Origin of the sequence: Anaerocolumna sp. AGMB13020 (genome assembly GCF_033100115.1) — a bacterium.
Classification (GTDB): domain Bacteria; phylum Bacillota; class Clostridia; order Lachnospirales; family Lachnospiraceae; genus Anaerocolumna.
This window is the reverse complement of record NZ_CP136910.1, coordinates 2,123,142-2,145,077: the sequence shown is the minus strand read 5'-3', so window position 1 is coordinate 2,145,077 and position 21,936 is coordinate 2,123,142. Positions and strand designations below refer to the sequence as shown.

The 21,936-nt window shown below is 40.8% G+C and carries 15 protein-coding genes, 1 other RNA gene and 1 riboswitch; of the genes, 14 read left to right on the top strand and 2 right to left on the bottom strand.

Annotation, left to right across the window (positions count from 1 at the left end; all coding sequences use genetic code 11):
- The first annotated feature begins 15 nt into the window (after window positions 1-15).
- The 7 genes from R2R35_RS08445 to R2R35_RS08415 all read left to right on the top strand — a co-directional run bounded on the left by R2R35_RS08445 (window position 16) and on the right by R2R35_RS08415 (window position 10,690).
- Entirely contained in the window at window positions 16-156 is a 141-nt protein-coding gene (locus R2R35_RS08445) for a hypothetical protein (RefSeq protein WP_317734053.1), read from the top strand.
- Between the two features lie 98 nt (window positions 157-254).
- Window positions 255-1,133, top strand: coding sequence for a competence protein CoiA family protein (locus R2R35_RS08440; RefSeq protein ID WP_317734052.1), 879 nt, complete (start codon window positions 255-257; stop codon window positions 1,131-1,133).
- Window positions 1,114-1,800 (top strand): DinB family protein, encoded by a 687-nt coding sequence (locus R2R35_RS08435; protein ID WP_317734051.1) that lies wholly within the window; start codon window positions 1,114-1,116, stop codon window positions 1,798-1,800. Before R2R35_RS08440 ends, R2R35_RS08435 begins: the two co-directional genes overlap by 20 nt.
- A gap of 1,088 nt (window positions 1,801-2,888) precedes the next feature.
- A complete protein-coding gene (locus R2R35_RS08430) occupies window positions 2,889-6,191 on the top strand; it encodes an Ig-like domain-containing protein (RefSeq protein WP_317734050.1) in 3,303 nt (1,100 codons plus the stop codon).
- A 238-nt stretch (window positions 6,192-6,429) separates the two neighbouring features.
- A riboswitch (ZMP/ZTP riboswitch) is annotated at window positions 6,430-6,512 on the top strand.
- A 106-nt stretch (window positions 6,513-6,618) separates the two neighbouring features.
- Window positions 6,619-8,172: a bifunctional phosphoribosylaminoimidazolecarboxamide formyltransferase/IMP cyclohydrolase gene (gene purH, locus R2R35_RS08425; RefSeq protein ID WP_331670266.1), complete on the top strand. Its 1,554-nt coding sequence runs from the start codon at window positions 6,619-6,621 to the stop codon at window positions 8,170-8,172.
- Window positions 8,173-8,567: 395 nt separating this feature from the next.
- Entirely contained in the window at window positions 8,568-9,107 is a 540-nt protein-coding gene (locus R2R35_RS08420) for a hypothetical protein (protein WP_317734049.1), read from the top strand.
- 122 nt (window positions 9,108-9,229) lie between these two features.
- Window positions 9,230-10,690 (top strand): flotillin family protein, encoded by a 1,461-nt coding sequence (locus R2R35_RS08415; protein WP_317734048.1) that lies wholly within the window; start codon window positions 9,230-9,232, stop codon window positions 10,688-10,690.
- A 107-nt stretch (window positions 10,691-10,797) separates the two neighbouring features.
- Here the strand turns inward: R2R35_RS08415 and R2R35_RS08410 are convergent, their stop codons facing one another.
- Window positions 10,798-11,451, bottom strand: a complete 654-nt coding sequence (locus R2R35_RS08410; RefSeq protein ID WP_317734047.1) for an Ig-like domain-containing protein — start codon at window positions 11,449-11,451, stop codon at window positions 10,798-10,800.
- Between the two features lie 408 nt (window positions 11,452-11,859).
- Here R2R35_RS08410 and R2R35_RS08405 point away from each other — a divergent pair, with 408 nt between their 5' ends.
- The 7 genes from R2R35_RS08405 (at window position 11,860) to R2R35_RS08375 (ending at window position 21,323) form a co-directional block, all read left to right on the top strand.
- On the top strand, window positions 11,860-12,669 hold the full coding sequence (locus R2R35_RS08405) for a MerR family transcriptional regulator (RefSeq protein ID WP_317734046.1): 810 nt from the start codon (window positions 11,860-11,862) through the stop codon (window positions 12,667-12,669).
- A 146-nt stretch (window positions 12,670-12,815) separates the two neighbouring features.
- Window positions 12,816-14,780, top strand: a complete 1,965-nt coding sequence (locus R2R35_RS08400; RefSeq protein ID WP_317734045.1) for an FAD-dependent oxidoreductase — start codon at window positions 12,816-12,818, stop codon at window positions 14,778-14,780.
- A gap of 429 nt (window positions 14,781-15,209) precedes the next feature.
- The gene (locus tag R2R35_RS08395; RefSeq protein ID WP_033164808.1) at window positions 15,210-15,905 is read left to right on the top strand and encodes a response regulator transcription factor; all 696 of its coding nucleotides are present in this window, start codon (window positions 15,210-15,212) and stop codon (window positions 15,903-15,905) included.
- A 206-nt stretch (window positions 15,906-16,111) separates the two neighbouring features.
- Window positions 16,112-17,599, top strand: a complete 1,488-nt coding sequence (locus R2R35_RS08390) for a sensor histidine kinase (protein WP_317734044.1) — start codon at window positions 16,112-16,114, stop codon at window positions 17,597-17,599.
- A 62-nt stretch (window positions 17,600-17,661) separates the two neighbouring features.
- Window positions 17,662-17,840: non-coding RNA, 6S RNA (gene ssrS, locus R2R35_RS08385), on the top strand.
- 293 nt (window positions 17,841-18,133) lie between these two features.
- Complete coding sequence (locus R2R35_RS08380; protein WP_317734043.1) at window positions 18,134-20,062, top strand: NAD(+) synthase; 1,929 nt, start codon at window positions 18,134-18,136, stop codon at window positions 20,060-20,062.
- A gap of 370 nt (window positions 20,063-20,432) precedes the next feature.
- Entirely contained in the window at window positions 20,433-21,323 is an 891-nt protein-coding gene (locus R2R35_RS08375) for a DegV family protein (RefSeq protein WP_317734042.1), read from the top strand.
- Between the two features lie 95 nt (window positions 21,324-21,418).
- On the opposite strand, the gene R2R35_RS08370 is transcribed toward R2R35_RS08375, so the two are convergent.
- Entirely contained in the window at window positions 21,419-21,880 is a 462-nt protein-coding gene (locus R2R35_RS08370) for a hypothetical protein (RefSeq protein WP_317734041.1), read from the bottom strand.
- Between the last annotated feature and the right edge of the window lie 56 nt (window positions 21,881-21,936).

The following is a 21,936-nucleotide window of genomic DNA, read 5'->3' as shown; positions in this document are numbered from 1 at the left end:
TTAAGCAAATCCTATATGAAAAATATAAAATTTATTGGTATGATGCTGCCAGGGTTGTCTGATAACGCTCCCACAAAGGGGAACCTCCAGCCCAGCACAGGCAGTATTCACACAAACCGTGGTTTATTGGAAGGGATAGATGACTTAAATCAATAAAGACAGAGCTGTAAATTTGTGATTAATTTACTGTTTAATCTGTCAGAAACCAGGTATGTGCAGAATTACCCGGTAAGGAATCGGAGGAACGAGAGAGTATGGAAAACTGTTTCTATAAAGGCGAAGAGATCTGTGCATACGAGTTAAAGGATGTAGCCGGCTTTTATAGGGTGGATTTGGTGGAAAGGTGGAAAATGGCTGCTTCGAAAGGAGAGCTGCTTTGTGGTGAATGCGGAGCGAAGGTATATCTGGCCGCCGGTTTAATCAAGGAACCTTACTTTGCCCATTATGATACGACTGCCTGCGAATATTCCGGAAACAGAGAATCGGAAGAAGCGCTGAAAGGGAAACGTTTATTGTATAACCTTCTTAAAAGGAGCTTTCCCCAGGCAGAGCTTCATACCAGATATAAGCTGAAAAACGGATTGTATGCCAGCTTTTACATAAGCTTTACGGATGGTGGTTCTATGGCAGTAGAATACAGGCTTTACAGCACCGGTATAGAGGAGTTTTATCTAAGAGATGACTATTACCGTGCAGAGGGAATACTTCCGGTGTATATCTTAAATCCCAGGGTGAACAAGAATGACCAGCAGCTGTCCTGGTATCAGAGTCTTATTCAGAAATCCATGGGCTACTGTGCTTTTCTGGAATCCTCCTCTGAAAGGATATATCTTAAGAAGAATTTTGATAATCATTTCGGTAAGGTAAGAAAAGTTGTTACAATACGAAAAGAAGTACCGGTATCTGAACTGGTATTAAGCAGACAGGGGAATCTTTCAGAAGAGTTCCATAAGGAATGTCAGGAGATGGAGGAGTACCTTTCTCTGCCCGAGGGTATCAGAGGAGATGTGCTGGAAAATGCAATACGGCTGATGCTTACGGGACAGGAACAGTTGGTATCTGAAAAATACAGAGCTTTTATCAGGGAGAGGAAAATAATCGAAGGAGAAAATTATGTTTCAGGTAGGCATTAGCTGGAATCCAAGACAGGCGGAATTAAAAGAATTAATCACAAAAACAGAAAAGTTTAGCGAGGCCATGGAACTATGTCTGTATCTGCATGGGATTGTGCATAGCTCAGAGCTATCAGACAATTCAAAAGCGAGTTATTACGATGAACTTATGAATGGGCTGACAAAAGAAGCCTTCACTACTATGCCAACGATTAAAGATGTAACCATAGCCTGGAATTTGTGGCATATAACCAGAATTGAAGATTTAACCTCCAATATCCTCATAAAGGAGGAAGAGCAAGTCTTAAATGAAGAATGGCTTAACCGTCTTTTCGTGACTGTCACAGATACCGGAAACGCTATGACGGATGGAGAGATTCTGGATTTAAGCAATTCCATCGATATGGAAGAATTGAAAAATTACCGCAAAGCAGTTGGTGCCAGAACGAGAAGTATTATAAAGGGCTTGACACCGGAGGATCTAAAACGTAAGGTAAAGCCTGAAAGTATTGACAGAATCCTCAAAGAAGGTGGCGTAACACAACATCCGGATTCATTGTGGCTCCTTGATTTTTGGGGGAGGAAGAATGTTGCGGGAATTTTACTCATGCCAATAACCAGGCATCAGATAGGGCATTTGAATGACAGCATGAAATTAAAACAGAAGCTGATAAAAAACAGAAGCTGATAAAAAACCAGAAGCTGATAAAAAACCAGAAGCTGATAAAAAACCAGAAGCTGATAAAAAACCAGAAGCTGATAAAAAACCAGAAGCTGATAAAAAACCAGAAGCTGATAAAAAACCAGAAGCTGATAAAAAACCAGAAGCTGATAAAAAACAACAGATGATAAAGTAATACGAAAAAAGCCTGCTGCAATATGAAAAATTCCGCATAAGTTTGATTTTTTGCCCTAACTTATGCGGGCCCCATCAAGAAGAAACATTTTCTATATAAAAAAATATAAAACTCCGTTACCTGTTTCCTATATTAATAAGATATAAAACTCCGTTACACCCGTTACCTATACTAAAAAGATATAAAACTCCGTTACCCGTTACCTATATTAAAAAGATATAAAAACTCCGTTACCCGTTACCTATACTAAAAAGATATAAAACTCCGTTACCCGTTACCTATACTAAAAAGATATAAAACTCCGTTACCCGTTTCCTATATCAAAAAGATATAAAACTTTGTTATACCCGTTTCCTATATTAAATAGATATAAAATTTCGTTACACCCATTTCTTATATAAAATCGTATTCATCTTTTATCTTATCTTTCTTAATTCAGTTTAATTACTTATGACACTGCGGAAAGCACCTAAGTCCAGACAGTATATCATAGTATTCCGGAAACGTCTCATCTCTGCCCATCCCTTAGCTCGTCTTACCCTCATAAGCTAACTTCATAAAAGTAAAATAATACTTCTGCCACAAATAGATCCAGAAGGTGTTTCTTAGTTAAAATTATAACATATCAACAAGGAAGCTGTTTGTTTTCTTGTTATAGCATACAAAATATCTAAAAATATCAGCCAAAATAAAAAATACACACTAAAATAAAAAAATCCCCCTTTTCATTGCATGAATTTGCCAATTACAATGGAAGTAACAATAAGAGAGGGAAATAAGCCGTATAGAAACAGACAAGCTTATTTCTATAGACTTAAGGTAACTGTCAACCAGATTTAAAGGGCGGAAAGAGTGAGAGAATCCTCTTTCATTCCACTTGATTTACACGCGTGCTATAGCACGCAGATGGGAGCTATGAATGAAGCAAACGAAGCAAAAGGGAAAAGTCTTCAACAGACGAGTGCTTGGCCTTATGATGGTAATGATGCTGGTTCTTTGCAGTATGATTACCCCCTTTGGCGGAAGAACTCAGGTTCAGGCGGCTACAGCTATTACATCCATGTCTTATTTTTCAGCAGCGGACGGTCCGGTTATCACCAAATCGGGAGTAGGACAGGCGAGCTATGGATTCGTAATGCCTATATTTAACGGCGGGGCAGCCACTTGGGCAGATGTTGCCAGTGATTTAACGGTTAACGTAAAGGTTAATGGCAGCTGGGTAAATATTGATAATACAAGTTTCGCTTACAATGTTAACTGGGGAAATTGGAGTGACAGCGGTTTTAACGGATATTGGTTTACTGTATCAGAGACTACTTATCTGAGATTGGCCTCTAAAACCACAGGCGTTACCTTGGATTATACGCTGGTATTTACGAACTTGCCTAAAACTACGATCACCTCCATGGCTGCAACTCAGGGACCTGATATTACAGCAGGAGTCACTGGGGGAGCAGGCTTTACATACCCGATCTTTAATGGAGATGCAGCTGTCACTTATGCTGCAGTAGCAGAGGATCTGAAGGTATTTGTAAAGCCGGTGGCAAGCAGTACCTGGATAGATATTGACAACAATGCGGCCAGTGGATGGATCTATGACAAGAATTTCGGGCAGTTTACGGATGGAGGTGGCGGTTATTGGTTTACTGTTACAGAATCCATCAATGTCAAACTGGAATCAAAAACTTCGAAAGCAGCTCTGATCTACACGATTACCTACAATCAGCCTGTAAGAAATAATTACACGATTACGGCCTATGACGGGACAACTTACACGGCTGGTGAAACCGGAGCAATTGGTATACCTTTACCAAAAATCGACGGAGGTGCACCGGTCAGCTCAGAACTTGATAAATTTGTTTACGAGATAAAAGTGAATGGGATATGGGTAGAACTGAGTGACTTTAGTAAGAGCAGCTTCAGCTATTCGGGAAATGGCTATAATACCTTATCGGATAAGAACCAGTGGGGTTATTGGGTAGATCACATCTATGGCCTGTGGTTCCAGCCGATACAGGTAAATATGGAGATAAGAATCGGGTATCCACTCAACGGACAAAAAGGCGGAAGCATTGGAAATAATTATGTAAACTACACCTTTATCGGTAACCCTGATGCGCCAAGACCCGATGTATCAGACCTTGGGGATATAGAACTTGGAACACCTGAAAATCCAGAGGTTACCGGAATGAATCTGGTATGGAATGATGAATTCAGCGGAAATTCTTTGGATACCAGTGTTTGGAATTATAATACAGGCTATTATATCAATGACGATCCCGGTACCTGGGGTTGGGGAAATAATGAGCTGGAGCATTACACTAACAGTGAAAGAAACATTTCTGTAAGCAATGGTAAACTTACGATAACGGCTTTAGAAGATCCCAAGACCTTTCCGCAGGATCCAAATCGTGTAGCTCCTTACTCCTCCGGTAAGATTACTACAAAAGATAATGTTACCTTTAAGTATGGAAGAATTGATTTCCGCGCAAAGCTTCCCAGAGGAAATGGTTTATGGCCTGCACTCTGGATGCTGCCCAATGATGATACCTATGGTACCTGGGCTGCCTCCGGTGAAATAGACGTAATGGAAGCAAGAGGACGTCTGCCGGGTGCCTCAAGCGGTGCCATTCACTTCGGCGGACAGTGGCCGGCAAATACTTATATTGGCGGTGATTATTCCTTCCCCGACGGACAGACTATCGATTCTGATTATCATGTATACAGTGTCGTATGGGAAGAGGATAATATTAAATGGTATGTAGACGGTAAATGCTTCTTTAAAGCTACCAATGAACAGTGGTATTCCAACGGGGCCCCATCCAATAACAATGCACCTTTTGACCAGGAATTCTATATAATTATGAATCTTGCAGTAGGCGGTTGGTTCGACGGTGGCGTAACGCCGAATCCGGGAGATATTCCGGCAAGCATGCAGGTGGATTATGTAAGAGTATATAAAGATACAAACGGTGAAAATCCAAGTAATGTACCAGTAACAGGAATCACACTGGACAGACAGACCGCAGCTTTAACAACCATCGGTGAAACGGTCCAGCTCAACAGAACCATTACGCCTGGCAATGCGACCAATAAGAATGTAACCTGGACCTCCTCCAATCCATCGGTAGCTACTGTCAGTGCCGGTCAGGTAACGGCTGTTTCAAACGGTACAGCAACAATTACAGCAACAACCAATGATGGAGGATATACGGCGACCTGCCTTGTAACGGTAAATGCAGGCGGAAATCAGACTGTACCAGTAGCCGGAGTAGTTTTAAGTGCTTCACAAACGGAACTGACAGTGGGTGGAACGGTTACGCTCAATGCGACAATAAGCCCCTCAAATGCAACCAATAAGCAGGTTACCTGGTCCAGTGCTAACACGGCTATTGCTGCAGTCGATCAGAACGGTAAAATAACAGCTGTTGCTGCAGGTACGACCACAATTACTGTTAAAACGGCTGACGGCAATAAAACCGCAAGCTGCCAGATTACCGTTAAGGCAGCCTCTACAGTATATGTGGTTGGTGACAGTGTAAAAGGACTGAAGAAGATTGGAGATAAGTTAGAATTTTATGTAAACGGAGCAACCTTTGCAGACTTACATTATAAAATCAATAATGGCGGTCAGATAAATGTTGCCATGAACGGAAGTGAAAACGGCAACTTTACTTACACCGTGAATCCCGTTAAACAGGGAGATGTGATAGAATATTTCTTTACCTATAACCCGGGAAATGGTGCACTGGATACACAGACCCTTACTTATATACACGGAGTAACGCAAGGAACACCGGTGGATGGTGGTTCCGGCAATCCAGGTACCAATACGGACGTAGCAGCCGGAAAGACTGTAACTTCTTCCGGATCAGAAGGAGCCGGCTTTGGAGAAAGCAATCTGACTGACAATAATACTGCTACCAGATGGTCCTCTAATTTCGCAGATAATGCCTGGTTTGTCATTGACCTTGGAGGAACCTATAACATCAGCCAGCTGGTGCTAAACTGGGAGGCTGCTTATGGAAAGCAGTATGAGATACTGGTATCCGCCAACGGCAGCAGTTATTCCAGTATCTATAAGCAGTCTAACGGCAGCGGTGGCATTGAAACGCTGAGTTTCTCACCAGTGAATGCCAAATACCTCAAATTCCAGGGGATTGAAAGAGCACTGCCCTATGGATATTCTCTGTGGGACGTCAAGGTAATGGGACATAATTAAAAAGCATCAAAGGAAGCGGCAGAACGAACGGCATGCTCTCTTTTCTGTTATTGTTCCATTATAACAAAGGGAAAGGGCAGGAAGATATAAGAATAAGAGAGTATGCCGGAAGTATATTAACAGGTAATTTAAAATACAAGTATCCTAGAAGAAATCGGTACAAGAACTGAATTAATCGAAAAAGAAAAATATCTAAAAAGGCACTTGTCACAGCGCTTAAAATGTTGTAGACTTAATTTAGATTTTGTATGACTGGCGGAAATGGGAGTTCACCCATAGGGAGTACAAAAATAGAATAAGCCGACCGCCTGGGCAGCCCTGGTAGCTCTGTACCTATACAGAACATCGGGTTACCCGGGCGGTTTTTTGTTGTCTAAGGGATTAAAAATCCCTAGGCGTCAATAATACAGGAAAAAGGAGAATAATAATGAGAGCATTGATCAGCGTATCCGACAAAACCGGAATAGTGGAAATGGCAAAGGAGCTGGAGCGTTTAGGAGTTGAGATTCTGTCTACCGGAGGAACCTATAAGAAACTGAAAGAGGAAGGAATCAAAGCTGTTGAAGTATCTGAGGTTACCGGATTTCCTGAGTGCCTGGATGGAAGAGTAAAAACACTACATCCGGCTATCCATGCCGGGCTGCTTGCTATGAGAAGCAGAGAAGAGCACATGAAGCAGTTAGAGGAACTTCAGATCAAGCCCATAGACTTTGTAATTGTTAATCTCTATCCTTTTAAGGCGACTATATTAAAAGACGGTGTAACCAGAGAAGAAGCGGTAGAAAACATTGATATCGGCGGTCCCACCATGCTGCGCAGTGCTGCCAAGAATTATCAGGATGTGGCAGTGGTTACGGATCCATCCGATTACAATAAAGTGCTCGCAGAACTGAAAGAAGCCGGAGCGGTAAGCCTGGAGACCAAGTTCTATTTGATGCAGAAGGTATTTATGCATACCTCTAATTATGACACAATGATTGCAGATTATCTGAAGGCGGAAAGAAAAGACACAGAACTCCCGGAAACCCTTACCCTTACCTATGAGAAGGTGCAGGACATGAGATATGGTGAAAATCCTCATCAGAAGGCAGCTTTTTACCGTGAAATCGGTAAACGAAAAGGCTCTCTGGCTGATGCCCTGCAGTTAAATGGCAAGGAACTCTCCTTCAACAACATCAATGACACCAATGGTGCCCTGGAACTGTTAAAGGAATTTACAGAACCAACAGTCGTTGCCTGCAAGCATGGAAATCCCTGTGGAGTAGGCAGTGCCCAGAATATTGAGAAGGCCTGGGATAAAGCATATCAAGCAGACAAGGTATCCATTTTCGGCGGTATCGTGGTATGCAACCGTACAGTTACCTCCTATATGGCAGAAGAGATGAGCAAGATATTCCTGGAGGTAATTGTAGCACCTGATTACGAAGCTGAAGCACTTGAGATATTAAAGGCCAAGAAAAATGTAAGGGTTCTTAGGCTGGAGGATATTGAAGTACCTCAGAACGAAAATGCGTATGACTTAAAAAAGGTAAACGGTGGACTTATTGTACAGACCATTGACAGCAAACTTCTGATGGAAGAAGAACTAAAAGTTGTTACGGACAGAAAACCGACGGAGAAAGAGCTGGAGGATATGCTTTTTGCCATGAAGGTGGTGAAGTTTGTAAAGTCCAATGGAATTGCACTGGCAAAAGATAAACAGTCCATTGGAATCGGACCCGGACAGGTAAATCGTATATGGGCAGCCAGACAAAGTATAGAACATAGCAAAGAGCTTATAGGCGAAGGGGCAGCTGCGGGTTCTGTACTTGCTTCCGATGCCTTCTTCCCTTTTGATGATTGCGTAGAAGCAGCTCATGAAGGTGGGATTACAGCAATTATCCAGCCAGGCGGTTCCATCCGTGATGAAGATTCCATAAAGAAATGCAATGAATATGGAATAGCTATGGTATTCACTGGTATGAGGCATTTCAAGCACTAATTAAATCTGCTTTTATCTTATCATAAAGACTTCTCCGGCACAGTTTCATGGAACTGGTTGCCGGAGAGTTTTTTTTATTTGAGGTTGATATGATTGTGACAATTAGCGAAAAACAGTAAACATTTACTAATTCTGTGGTTAAAATTGACAATGAGTTCTATCCTTAGTACAATAGAAATGAGGGTGTGTCCAGAAACACATTACACCGTTTTGCATGTTCAGTGTAGAACAGGCAGTTTTCAGACACATCGGCAGAATAAAATTCTAATCCAATTTTAATATTTGTGTAATATGGAATTAATCGGGATGGAATATGATTATATTACACAGGTGAAAGACATAGAAATCAACTTAAGCGTGAAGAAATAAAAAAACTCCACACAGGAGGTGTTAAGATGCTATTGCTATTTCAGGTTTGTTTTTTTGCAGGTATTGCATTGATAATTATATCAGTTCTTTTGGGAAGCCTCTTTGATATTGTTGGGATTGACGGCTTTGACCTGGATTTTGGAGGAAGTTCCATTGCACTTCCCTTTAGTCCGATTGTTTTCGTTTTGTTTTCAGCAGTATTTGGCGGTATGGGATGGATTCTGTGGGAGAAGGTTCCAGGCTTGTTCTGGATATTAATGCTGTTCCTATCTGCAGTTACCGGTTTTGCAGTATGTTTCGCCATACAGCATTTCATCATAACACCCCTTAAGAAAGCCCAAAGTACCAGCACACCGGATGTAAAGGATCTTGTTGGGCTGCCGGCTACTGTATCGGAGACCATAATGGAGAATGGCTTTGGAGAGATAAGGTATATTATAAATGGAAACAGTTATACCTCACCCGCCAAGACAATAAACGGTGGAGAAATCAAAGCAGGAGGAAGTGTGGCCATCTGCTGGATTGAAGAGTATGTATTTTATGTTACATCCACAGAGAATATCTGATACATAAGGTAAAACCTATATCGTATCTGATATAAATTAGGAAACCATGGTTATAGGAGTGCCCTTTATACAAGGCTATCAACTTATACTATGGGAGTACGTGTTAATAGGAGGAAGAAAGTATGCCATTACAAGCTATTATTATTGCAGGAAGTATTGTAGGAGCTGTTATTCTGGTTATCCTGCTGGTTACCACCATGTGGAAGAGAGTGCCCCAGGATAAGGCAGTAGTTGTAACAGGTCTTAAGAAAAGGGTTATCTCCGGCGGCGGTGGTTTTGTTATCCCTTTGCTGGAACGTGCCGATAAGATTTCATTGGAAAATATGAAAATCGAAATTCGTACAGAGGGTGCAAGAACGGAGCAGGGTGTTGATATCCGTGCCGATGGTGTTGCTGTTGTTAAGGTTAAAAGCGATAAAGAAAGCATTCTAAATGCTGTAGAGCAGTTTTATACAGGCAGAGAACAGCAGACCATAGAGGTTATAAAAGATACAGGCAAGGATGTATTGGAAGGTAAGCTAAGAGAAATTATCTCCAAGATGACCGTTGAAGAGATTTACAAAGACAGAGAAAAGTTTGCTTCTCAGGTTCAGGAAGTTGCAGCCATGGGTCTTGCCAGTATGGGACTTGAGCTGAAGGTCTTTACCATTCGTGATATCTCTGATAAGAATGGCTATCTGGAGGCACTTGGTAAACCTCGTATTGCAGAAGTAAAGAAAAATGCTGCAATTGCAGAAGCAGAAGCTTTAAAAGAAACCAAAATCAAGGTAGCAGAAGCCGAGAGACTGGGAGAAGAAGCAAAGATTCTCGCAGAAACCCAGGTGGCAGAAGCGAATAAGGAAAAGGAATTAAAGATACAAGGCTATCGTCAGGAGCAGGAGACAGTAAAAGCGAAAGCAGATGCTGCTTATGCCATCCAGAAGAACAAAGTGGATAAGGAAGTTACTGAAACTGCCATGCTGGTAGAGCTTACCAAGAAGGAAAAAGAAGCAGAAATTCAGGATAAAGAAGCTATTAGACGTGAAAAAGAATTACTTGCTACTGTTAACAAAGAAGCGGATGCAGATATTTACCGTATCAGCAAAGAAGCTGATGCCAAGAAATACTCTGAATTAAAAGAAGCAGAAGCAGCCAGTATGGCAATAAAGGTAAAGGCAGAAGCAGAAGCGGAAGCTATCAGAATTACTGGTGAAGCAGAAGCAGCCTCTATCCTTGCAAAAGGTACAGCGGAAGCTCAGACCATGGTGAAGAAAGCAGAAGCTTACAAGCAGTATAATGATGCCGCGGTAACACAGATGATTATTGAGAAATTACCTGAAATTGCTGCCTCTATTTCAGAACCTCTTACGAAGACTGAGAAAATTGTTATTATAGACAGTGGTAAGAATGGAGAAGGCTCTGGAGCTTCCAAGGTTTCCGGTTATGTAACAGATATTATAACTCAGATACCTGAGACGATTGAAGCGATTACTGGAATTAACCTTACAGACTCTATTAAGAAGAATCTGTCAAAGGATAAGAAAGAGGAGCTGTCCAGTCAGACGAAGGAAGAACAGGATTCCACAGATTATAAGGAAGTATAAACTGTAAAGATATAAAACTGTAAAGCCATAAATTCAGGCACCGCAGACATGAAGTTAAATGTTTACGGTGCCTTTTTATGGCTTTTCATAAGCTGAATATTCTTGTTTTACTGTGCTGTTCCCGATGGAGTGGGAGTAATATCTGATTTTTCGACTACTGTAACTTTGCAATAATCAAATTTACCATTTCCGATAGAAGCGAAGATATAAGTAACACCAGCAGATTTTGCTGTGATTCTTCCGCCAATGCTTACACTGGCGATATTGGAATCATTACTCCAGAACTTTGCTTCTTCTACCGTGTTGTTAGGCTTTAAGATCGCTGTTAAGGAAGTCTTATCACCAACTGTCAGGGTCAGTTCTGATTTGGTAAGCTTAATACTTAAGGCCGCAGGACCAACGGTAATACTGCAGTCCAAAGTGGCAACTGTCTTAGTGCCATCTTTAATGGTAGCAGTTATGGAAGCAGTTCCAAAGTCAACAGCGGTTATAAGACCGGAGTCATCAACTGTTGCAATGGCGGTATCACCGGATTTGTAGGACACTTTCTGGCTTTCTGTAACATTGTACAGCTTTAAGTTGAAAGTTGAATCTTTTACCAGGGACTTACTCTTTACATTTAATTTAATGCTGTTTTGTTCTTCATCAGTAGTTGTTGCACTGGCAACTGCAGTACTGCCAAATACGGGCGGCAATAATACAGACAGGAATAAACATATGCCAAATGCCAGAAGGCATTTTTTCCATAAAGCAAATTTCATGGCATTATCCTCCTAATGACAGGTCATTTGATATTACAGAAAGTAAAGGTGGCTTTCTATATACTATTATATCAATAATATGGCCTGTTTCCAACACTTTCCGTGAAATTCATGTAACATCACGGTTATGTATCTTATTATGTACCTTATTAAAATAATATATTAATTTGTCAGAATCATGTCAATTTCTTAATTTTTTCTTACGAATCTTACGATTATTATTTGATTGATGTAAGCTCTGCAGTCAAAACAATGTAATAGGGAATGACTATAGATTAATGACGATATTTCATATATGATATATAAATGTCAGTTTATTATTATTGTTTCATTTAATGATTAATAGAATCTGACAAAAGTGTAACTATGGATTTTACAAGACTGTGAGTAAGAAGGAGCATGGGCAGAATGAAATATACGATAAGGGAATTTGCAGAATTGCTGGGAGTAACTGTTGATACCTTGCGGTTGTATGAAAAACACGGCATCATCAATCCGACAAAAGATAAAAGAAACAGCTATCGTTATTTTAACGATTTTGATGCCAGAAACATGTTGATGAGCCGTTGGTACAGAAGCCTTGAGTTCTCCATGCAGGAAGCTGCCAGTCTCACCGGAAGAGCAGATTCTAATGTTATTATTGAAAAAGTTCAGGATAGGAAAAAGCAGCTGGAGGAAGAGATTAAGCAAAAAAACATACTGCTTCAGAAAATGTCAGAGATCTCCCTGGAATATGAAGAAATAGATTACAGACTGGAAACGTGCAGCCTGAAAGAACTTCCAGGGGTCTATCGAATAAAGCAGACGGAAAAGAACAGATTGCGTAAAGATTCTTCTCTGACTGAGATAGTGGAGGAATGGATGAAATACCTGCCCTTTACCTTTTTTTCGTTTCACATAGATCGACAGGAGGCTTTAAGCGAAAACAACTGTTTTAACTATAACTGGGGGCTTGCGGTATTTGAGGGGGATGCCAGGAGACTTAAACTAACCCCGGATGAAGGAGTAGAGTATATTCCTCCTGCAAGCTGTGTATCCTCACTGATTATTTCCACCAGCGATTATATTACAAAGGATTCGATATTCTTTATGCTGGAGTACATAAAGGAAAAAGGATATAAAATAGACGGAGATATTTTTGGAAAGATTGTTTTGACGGAAAACTCAGAAATCCAGCGCCGTACTTATATTGAAGTTAACATACCCGTGGGAAATTAAGGGGTATGTTATTAGCCTCACTGCTGGGAAAAATTGTGGCGTCTTGTTTGTTATTTAACAAACTATTGACATTGGTGTTACACCAGGGTTTATGATAAAGCTGCAGAAACAATGAAAAAGTCATACACAACAAGGGAGAGGAAAACATGAAAAAGAAGAAGTATGTTATTTTATTAACTGTTTTTATGCTGGTGTTCGCTGTTTTTACCGGCTGCAACAAAAAGGAACAGAACGATAAGAAAAATGAAAATGATAATAAAGCGGAGGTAACCGGTGAAGCGCAGGGAGAGGTTACCTATAAAGCCGGTACCTATACAGGTGAAGCAGAAGGAAAGGATGGCCTTATTCAGATCGAGGTGACCTTCAGTGACACAGATATAACAGATATTAAGATTGTGAATCAGACTGAGACAGAGGGTCTTGGGGATGAAGCTTTAAATACCATAAAGGATAAAGTATTAAATGGACAGACCTTGGATGTGGATGCCGTATCAGGTGCTACCGAATCCAGTGATGGAATCCTGGCAGCTATTGAGAACGCGGTAAAGCAGGCAGGTGGTGATGTAGAGGCATTAAAAGCCAGAGAAACAGTAAAAGAAGGCGAAGGCAAGACCGAGGAACTGACTGCAGATGTGGTCGTAATTGGCGCAGGTGCCTCCGGTGTCTCAGCAGCAGTCTCGGCAGCAGACAAAGGAGCCAAGGTCATTATTATAGAGAAAACAGCAGTAATTGGCGGTGCCAGTAACTTATCCTGGGCAGGAAAGTTCTACAACTCATCTGCTGCTCTTGAGAATGGTGTGAAAGTGGAAGTAGAAAAGGAAATATCAGACTGGATCGTTAATAATCACTGGAGAGTGGATGCAGCTGCAATCAGACAATATGTTACAAAATCCGGAGAAACCTATGACTGGCTTGCAAAGAAAGGCTATCAGACCACCTTCCTTAATTTTGGTGGAGAACAGCTCCATGTTCTTCCTGCCTATAACACACGTCAGGAAATCCTTCGCAGTATGCTGGAGGCTTCCGTTGTAAAAGCAGGCGGACAGGTGCTTACAGAAACAACCGGTAAAAAGCTGTTAACCGATAAAGCCGGTGCAGTTACCGGTATCAGTGCAGAGAAAGCAGACGGAACCATTCTTAATATCACTGCGAAAAGCGTAGTGCTGGCAACCGGCGGATATGCTGCCAATGCTGAAATGGTAAAAGAGTTATTTGGCTTTGAAGGCGTTAACGGTGGTCTTGGACAAAATATCGGAGAAGGACTTCAGATGGCCTGGGATATCGGAGCAAAGGTTCCTGATAATATCGGAGGGCAGATGCTTCATCAGACCCTTGCGAAAGCAACAGGTAATCTAAAGAAGGAATATACTTCCTTCCAGGCAAGTTATCCTCTTATGTTGTCTTACCTGCCGAATTTTATGAATGTAGGTCCTTCCGGAGCAAGATTTAGGGACGAGGCCTCCACCCTGACAGCTGTGGCAGCTGCCAACACCAGTGCTTTTAATGGTGCTTATCATCTGGTAATCGTATCAAAAGCACAGTTAGATTTACTGGCGGCAAAAGGTATGAGTGGTGTCAACGCACCGAAACTGCCAGGACTGCCCCCTGAATTTTACGCGGACTTTAAAGACCAGTTTACCCTTGAAAATCCGTGGGCGGAGGTAGAAAAGGTATTTGATTCCATGGTTGCCAACGGTGACGGTTATAAGGGAAATACCATCGAAGAACTGGCTGAAAATGCAGGAATGGATGTAGACACCTTTGCGGAAGCGTACAATAATTATGTGGAAGCTACAAAGACTGGGGTGGATACAGAGTTTGGCAAATCCTCTGATTACCTGCTGAGCATGGGAGAGGAAGGCCCTTATTACGCAATTGTAGCTGAAATCAACAATCTGGGTTCTGTAGGCGGACTGCTTGTGAATACGAAATTCAAAGTCCTTAACGAAGAAAGAACACCGATTAAGGGATTATATGCCGTAGGACTGGAATCAGAGGGAGTACTATTTAATGATACCTATGTCGGAAATGGTGTCGGTATCGGTTATTCCTTTACCTCAGGCCGTCTTGGGGGAGAAAATGCTGCTGCTTATGCGTTAACTGCAAAATAGCAGCCATAATGTGGTAAATTGATGACCGCGGCATAGAAATAGGATAACCAGATACTTTTCTGGAGAATTCTGACTTTCTATGCGGCGGTTTTTCTTAAATTTTTCTTACAGAACTTACAAATTTCATCCAATATGCGTCAGACACTTGTTTTTACGGCCTAAGACAGATATAATGAGGTGTATATGAAGCAAATTTGCTACTGCTACATCAGAGATATATAAGCTCGATTATGGTTTAACTGTTTACCAACAAGAAATACAAAAGATTTACCCATTCTTATACACGGGAACAGAAAAAGCTAAAATTCAACTTATATAGGAGGAATTCGTGGATTTATGAGTTGCTCATAGTTTTCATGTGCCTTTTTCTATGTAAAGTAACATATAATATTTGAAATAAGGCTTAAAAGTGATATTGGAGGAAAAGAAATGCAATACATACTAATTGCCGATGATAATCAGGACATAACAGATGTTTTGTCAGCCTATTCCAAAAAAGAAGGCTTGGAACCGGTAATAGCTGGTGATGGAGAAGAAGCTTTTCGTTTATTTGAAAGATATAATCCTGCGGCAGTCCTTCTGGATGTTATGATGCCAAAAGAAGATGGCTATGAAGTATGCAGAAAGATTCGCGCAGTATCCAATGTCCCGGTGCTTTTAATTACAGCTAGGGGTGAGGACTTCGAGAAAATAATGGGGCTTGATATCGGTGCAGATGATTACATTGTTAAACCCTTCAGCCCAAGTGAAGTCATGGCAAGAGTGAGGGCAGTACTTCGCAGAATGACCAAGACTGAGAAGGAAGTCACATCTGAAAATACAATAACAGTATGTAATATGACAATAAATCTGGATGAATATACGTTGCATATCAACGGAAACAGAATGTCACTTACAAAAAAAGAAATAGAGACCATGTGGACACTGGCAAAAAACCCCAACAAGGTATTTACCAGGGATAATCTTCTGGATAGTCTTTGGGGCTTTGATTATTTTGGTGACAGCAGAACCGTCGATTCTCACATTAAGAGGCTGCGGGCCAAATTGGATGCGCTTCCTCATCCCGAATGGAATATTAAGACCATCTGGGGGGTAGGATATAAATTTGAGATAGAAGAGGCATAGCATAAGAATTCGTAATAAGATTACTTATCGTTGAGAAGCTTTATGAATGTCCTTTTTTGTAGTAAACTATTTGATTTGAGTGTCAAAAGGCCAGTGGTCAGTCTTTCACAGATGGTAGCACGGCATTTGACACTTAAGTCATATTTATAAAAGGAATATTGAGAACTGATTGTTAGAAAAATTCCATATTCAGAAAAGAGGAATAAATGGATAGAAAGCAGCAGAGGAAGCCTTTTAACAGGCTTTTTTTTAAAGTATATATTAACTATGCCCTTGTTCTGACTCTGTTTGCCATAATGGTAGGTCTTATCTTTGTAAACCTGTATGAAAGCGCAACGAAAAAAAGCTATCAGAATAAAATGTTAAAGCAGGCAAGCTTTATAATAGATGATTTGTCCAAGGCTATCATTAATAACGAATCGGAGGAGTATCTGGATAATCAGCAGATCATACAGGATGTAGACCCTGACGAACTGGATATCTGGACCATTTCAAATCCCAATTCCACTAATCCAATGGATAAGAAGTTTGAGAATCTGAATCTGGAAAATGTGGTCTTATCACCAGATTGTATAACCGTAATAGAAGGGGCTTTTAACAGAGAGACCCTGTACCGGAGCGGTTATTACGAAGAATTCGGGGGCAGTTCTGCCATACAGGGTTACCCAGTCATTATTAACGGGGAAGTAGTAGGAGTAGTACTGCTTCGGTCAGATGTTAAGAAACAGGAGGATATAGTCAGAAGCAGTGTGACCCTGATTTATTCCAGTGTAGGTATTGCTCTTTTCATTTCCTTTATTATTGCCATATTATTTGCCAGTGGTATTACGAAGCCTATCAGCTCCATGAGAATCACAGCCCTTCAATTGGCGGACGGCAAATACCAGAGTAAATTAGCACTGAAACGCAAGGATGAGATAGGGGATCTGGCCACTACCATCGATATTCTGGCTGACCGTCTGAAGGAAAATGAAGAAGAAAGGCTTAACAGGGAGCAGATAAGAACGGATTTTTTTGCTAACGTATCTCATGAACTTAGAACACCTATTACTGTTATTAGGGCCTATACCGAAACCTTATTAGACGGTGTGGTAACCGATGAAGAGAAAGTATACCAGTACTATGTTAAGATCCTGGGTGAATGCAAGGGGATGGAAAGACTGGTAGGAGATCTTTTGTTATTGTCCAAGATGCAGAATCCGGATTTTGAGGTAGAGAAGGAGCCGGTTAATGTTAACCAGATTTTCGAAGATCTGTTAAAAAGCTTTCATCCTTTATGCCAGAATAAAGAAATAGAGATGATCCTTTCAGGGGATCAGCCTGCCTATACCATGATGGGAGATTATGATCGTTTAAAACAAATGTTTTTAATCATACTTGACAATGCCATTAAGTTCTCTCATGTAAATTCTGCCATACACATAAATCTAAGCAAAAAGGATAAACTAATAATATCAATCAGAGATGAAGGTATTGGTATCTCAAAAGAAGAATTGCCTTTTATTTTTGATAAATTTTATCGTTCCAAGCTAAAACAAAATGCACAGGGCTCAGGTCTGGGGCTTGCAATTGCAAAGCAGATTGCCTTAAAACATGATGGTGTAATAACCGTAAACAGTGAAGAAGGAAAAGGCACTGAATTCCTGTTCTCCTTTCAAAGCTTGGAAAATTATGTAGAAGAGTTAAATATTTAGTAGTATTAGCACAATTTTAGCCTTGAAAAAAATAAAAGTCTGGGTTATAATAAGCTCATAAGAAATTCCTGGAATGTACGACACTCCTGTTATTTTGAACCTACATCAGATAATACGGGATTCCTAATTTGTAAGATTATGTCAGGCCACCGTTTGCAGTGGAAGACAGAGGCTTACCTGCGGAAACCCACCTAGCTAGCGCTAGGAGTCAAAATACGGGAAACGGCGTTTCGGGGTATTGACAAAAGATAAAGGGGCAGCGAAAGCTGCCTTTTTTTGTACCTTTTATATTGCAATTTATGTTTACATAATTCTGAAGTTTTGATAGAATGAAGGTTAGGAAGCATTTCTGTTTATGTGAGTAGATGAGCTTTGACATACATTTATTATGCTATATTATTGTAAAAGTGTTTTTAATACAATGTATTTATGAAACAATATATTTAAACCCATTTAGTGAGTGGATTTTTGTAATCGCCTGACAGGGTAATCTGACACAATAAAGTGCGAAAAACGCAGAAATGAGAGGTAGTTATGAAAGACGGTTTTCTGAAAGTAGCCGCAGCCACTCCGCATATTAAGGTCGCTGACTGTGAATACAATGGACAGCAGATTCGTAAGCTAATTGAAGAGGCGGACGGCCTTTCTGCTAAAATATTATTACTACCGGAGCTTTGTCTTACCGGATATACCTGCGGTGAGCTATTTCTCCAGGATACCTTGATAAATAACGCAATCATTGAGTTGAAACGTATTGTTGATTTTACAAAGAACAGAAGAATGCTGATAACCCTGGGACTTCCGGTATTACGAAATGGTAAGCTCTTTAATACCGCAGCTGTGATATTTAATGGCAGGTTATTAGGATTAGTGCCTAAGAAGAATCTTCCCGGTTATTCTGAATTCTATGAAGCCAGACATTTTAATCCCGGACAGGATATTGCAGAGAATTTTATTTTTTATGACGAAGCAGTACCTTTTGGTGCCAATCTGCTGTTTACTGCATCTGATTTCAGACAGCTTACTGTTGGGGTTGAAATATGCGAAGATCTTTGGGTGCCCCTTGCTCCCAGTGTAAATCACTGCCTGGCGGGTGCCACGGTGATCCTGAATCCCTCTGCCAGTGATGAGACTACCGGAAAAGATATCTATCGAAGAGATCTTATAAGGATGCAGTCAGCAAAACTGGTCTGCGGCTATGTCTATGCCTCTGCCGGTGAAGGTGAATCCAGTACCGACCTTGTATTCGGCGCGCATAATATGATAGCGGAAAACGGGGCTATGGTAAAAGAATCAAAAAGATTTGTAAATGAAATGATCATCACCGAACTGGATATGGGGAAATTAATCAGTGAGCGTAGAAGAATGACTACCTATCAGGTGGCGGAAAGAAAAGATTACACCTATGTGGAGTTTGCTTTCGGCAAAGAGCTGGCAGCTTCTGAAACCCTCCTTACCAGATATATAGATAAAGCTCCTTTTGTCCCCAGCAACAGAGACGACAGGGACAGGCGCTGTGAAGAGATACTTAATATACAAGCTTATGGGTTAAAGAAAAGGCTGGAGCATACAGGTCTTAAAACCAGTGTTCTTGCAATTTCCGGCGGACTTGATTCTACCCTTGCATTGTTAGTGGTCTGCAAAGCTTTTGATCTTTTAGGCCTTAGCAGAAAGGGGATTATAACTGTTACCATGCCTTGTTTTGGTACCACTGACAGAACCTATCAGAATGCAGTAAGCCTTGCAAAGGAACTGGGAACAACATTTTTAGAAATTCCTATCCAGGAAGCAGTAAATCTGCATTTTCGGGATATCGGACATGACAGCTCTGTTCATGATATAACCTACGAGAATGTGCAGGCAAGGGAAAGAACCCAGGTAATCATGGATCTGTCCAACAAATACAATGGTCTGGTTATCGGTACCGGGGATATGTCAGAGCTGGCATTGGGCTGGGCTACCTACAATGGAGATCATATGTCTATGTATGGGGTTAATTCCTCTGTGCCTAAGACGCTGGTTCGTTATCTGGTGGCTTATTATGCACAGACCCTGGAGAATGAAACCTTAAGAACGGTACTGTTTGATATCCTGGATACGCCGGTTAGTCCGGAACTGCTGCCGCCGAAAGACGGCGAGATTGCACAGAAGACCGAAGAACTGGTGGGACCTTATGAGCTTCATGATTTCTTTTTATACTATGTTCTTCGTTTTGGATACACACCAGGAAAAATATACAGACTTGCACTGTTGGCCTTCCACCAGGATTACAGTGAGGAAATTATATTAAAATGGTTGAAGAACTTTTACAGACGTTTCTTCAGTCAGCAGTTCAAACGCTCCTGCCTGCCCGACGGTCCTAAAGTAGGTTCCGTAGCAGTATCACCAAGAGGGGATTTAAGAATGCCCAGTGATGCAAGCGTATCCCTGTGGATGAAGGAACTGGACAGCCTCGACAAATAGAGCTTAGAATTTGACATGGTGGTCTCTTGTATGTTTTCTGAGTTTTGACGAGCAGACAACTTAAATTATAGGACTATTGAGTTTCATAGAATCGTACTCATAATTAGAGATGGTCTGATCATTTAAATATATTCTACAAAAGACCCTGAGGCACTGCAGGCAACTGGTTAAAATTAACCTTGCAGGAGCATTTATGGGGCGAAATACCGGAAGAAATAAAGATAAAGGATAATTGCAGCTGCCTATCTTCCGGCTTCTGGCAGTGAGGCCAGGATACAGACAAGCATTTGTGTTTTGGCCTGGAGTACTCTTTAAATCAAAGTTTTATAAGGATTTTTAAGTAGACTCCATAGCAATGGGTGTCAGCAATATGGCTTTAAGAATAATCACTGATTCCGCCTCGGATGTACCGGGTTCCTTAATAAAAAGATTCAATCTTCATGTTATTCCCACACCGGTGGTCATAGAAGAAAAGGATTATTTTGACGGAGAAACAATATTTCCGGAGGAGTTCTATAAGATCTTAAAGAGCGGAACAGATGTTAAGACCTATCATATCAATTCTTTTATGTTTCATAAACATTTTGAAACCTACGCAAAAAATGGTGATGAAGTAATCTATATATGTTTTTCAACGGGAATTGCAGGCACCTTCAATGCTGCCAATATAGCAAAACAGGAGCTATTAGAGGAATATCCGGATTTTGATCTTACAATTGTGGATTCTAAGTGCGCCTCCCTGGGTTTTGGTCTGGTAGTAGAAAGAGCTCTTTTACTGGCAGAAAATAACGTACCAAAGAATACTATTTTAGAGGCAATCGATTTCTATTGCAATAATATGGAACATATCTTCACGGTAGAGACACTGGAATATCTGTATAAAGGTGGAAGACTGTCAAGAACCTCAGCCATTGCGGGGGGGCTGCTTGATATAAAGCCAATTATTGAAGTGGATGACAGCGGTGCCCTAAAACCGATAGAGAAGGTAAGAGGCAGAGGTAAATCCATTAAAAGAATAGTCGATATTGTTGGTGAACGTGGAAAAGATCTTAGGGAGCAGACCATAGGACTGGTACATGGAGATGATAAAAAGACCATAGCAGAAGTGAAGGAGTTCCTTACCGAAAAGTATGGCTGCTCCAACTTTCTGGAAAGCTTTGTAGGCTGCGCTATAGGCGCCCATACAGGACCTGGCATTATCGGAATTATCTTCTTAAGTGAAGTATCTCCCTATAAGGAACTGGAAAAAAAGAATAAGTAAAAAACAGGTGTATAACTGCATCGGTATAAATAACAGAAAGAGGGGCTTCTGTCACCGGATATGGTCCGGTATCACTAGCCCCTTTATGTACTCTGTCATTGAATATCAGAATGCTCTGTACTATCAGAAATTTCTGCTTTTGCTAAAGTAGCTTTGATTGCGTTAACTAAAAATGTCTCGGTATATTTACTGCTGTCAGTCACTTCAATATTGTCAATGTCTGTTCCTTCATACAGCTGTGCTGCTATTTTTTCCAAAGAAGGTTCTACCAGAGGATAAAAAGTAGATACTGCATCGTCAATGTTTACGATCCGGATGGAATTAATATGGTCCTTATCCAATACTACTTCAAGGTTAAGAGAGGTATCACTTAAAACAAAAGTGGAATTATATACCCCGGGTATGTATTTGGCATCCGTAGTTGAATCTGTGTCGTCCCCGCCCTTATTCATAAACATAACTACAAGCAGAATAATCAATAGTATCCCCAGGCCTGCAAACAGAACTGTATATATGATTTCTTTTAAGTGAAGAACAACTATTTTGGTATTCGACATATCCTAGCACCGTGCCTTTCCTGGTTAATGTTATGCAACTTTGACATTAGCTGCCT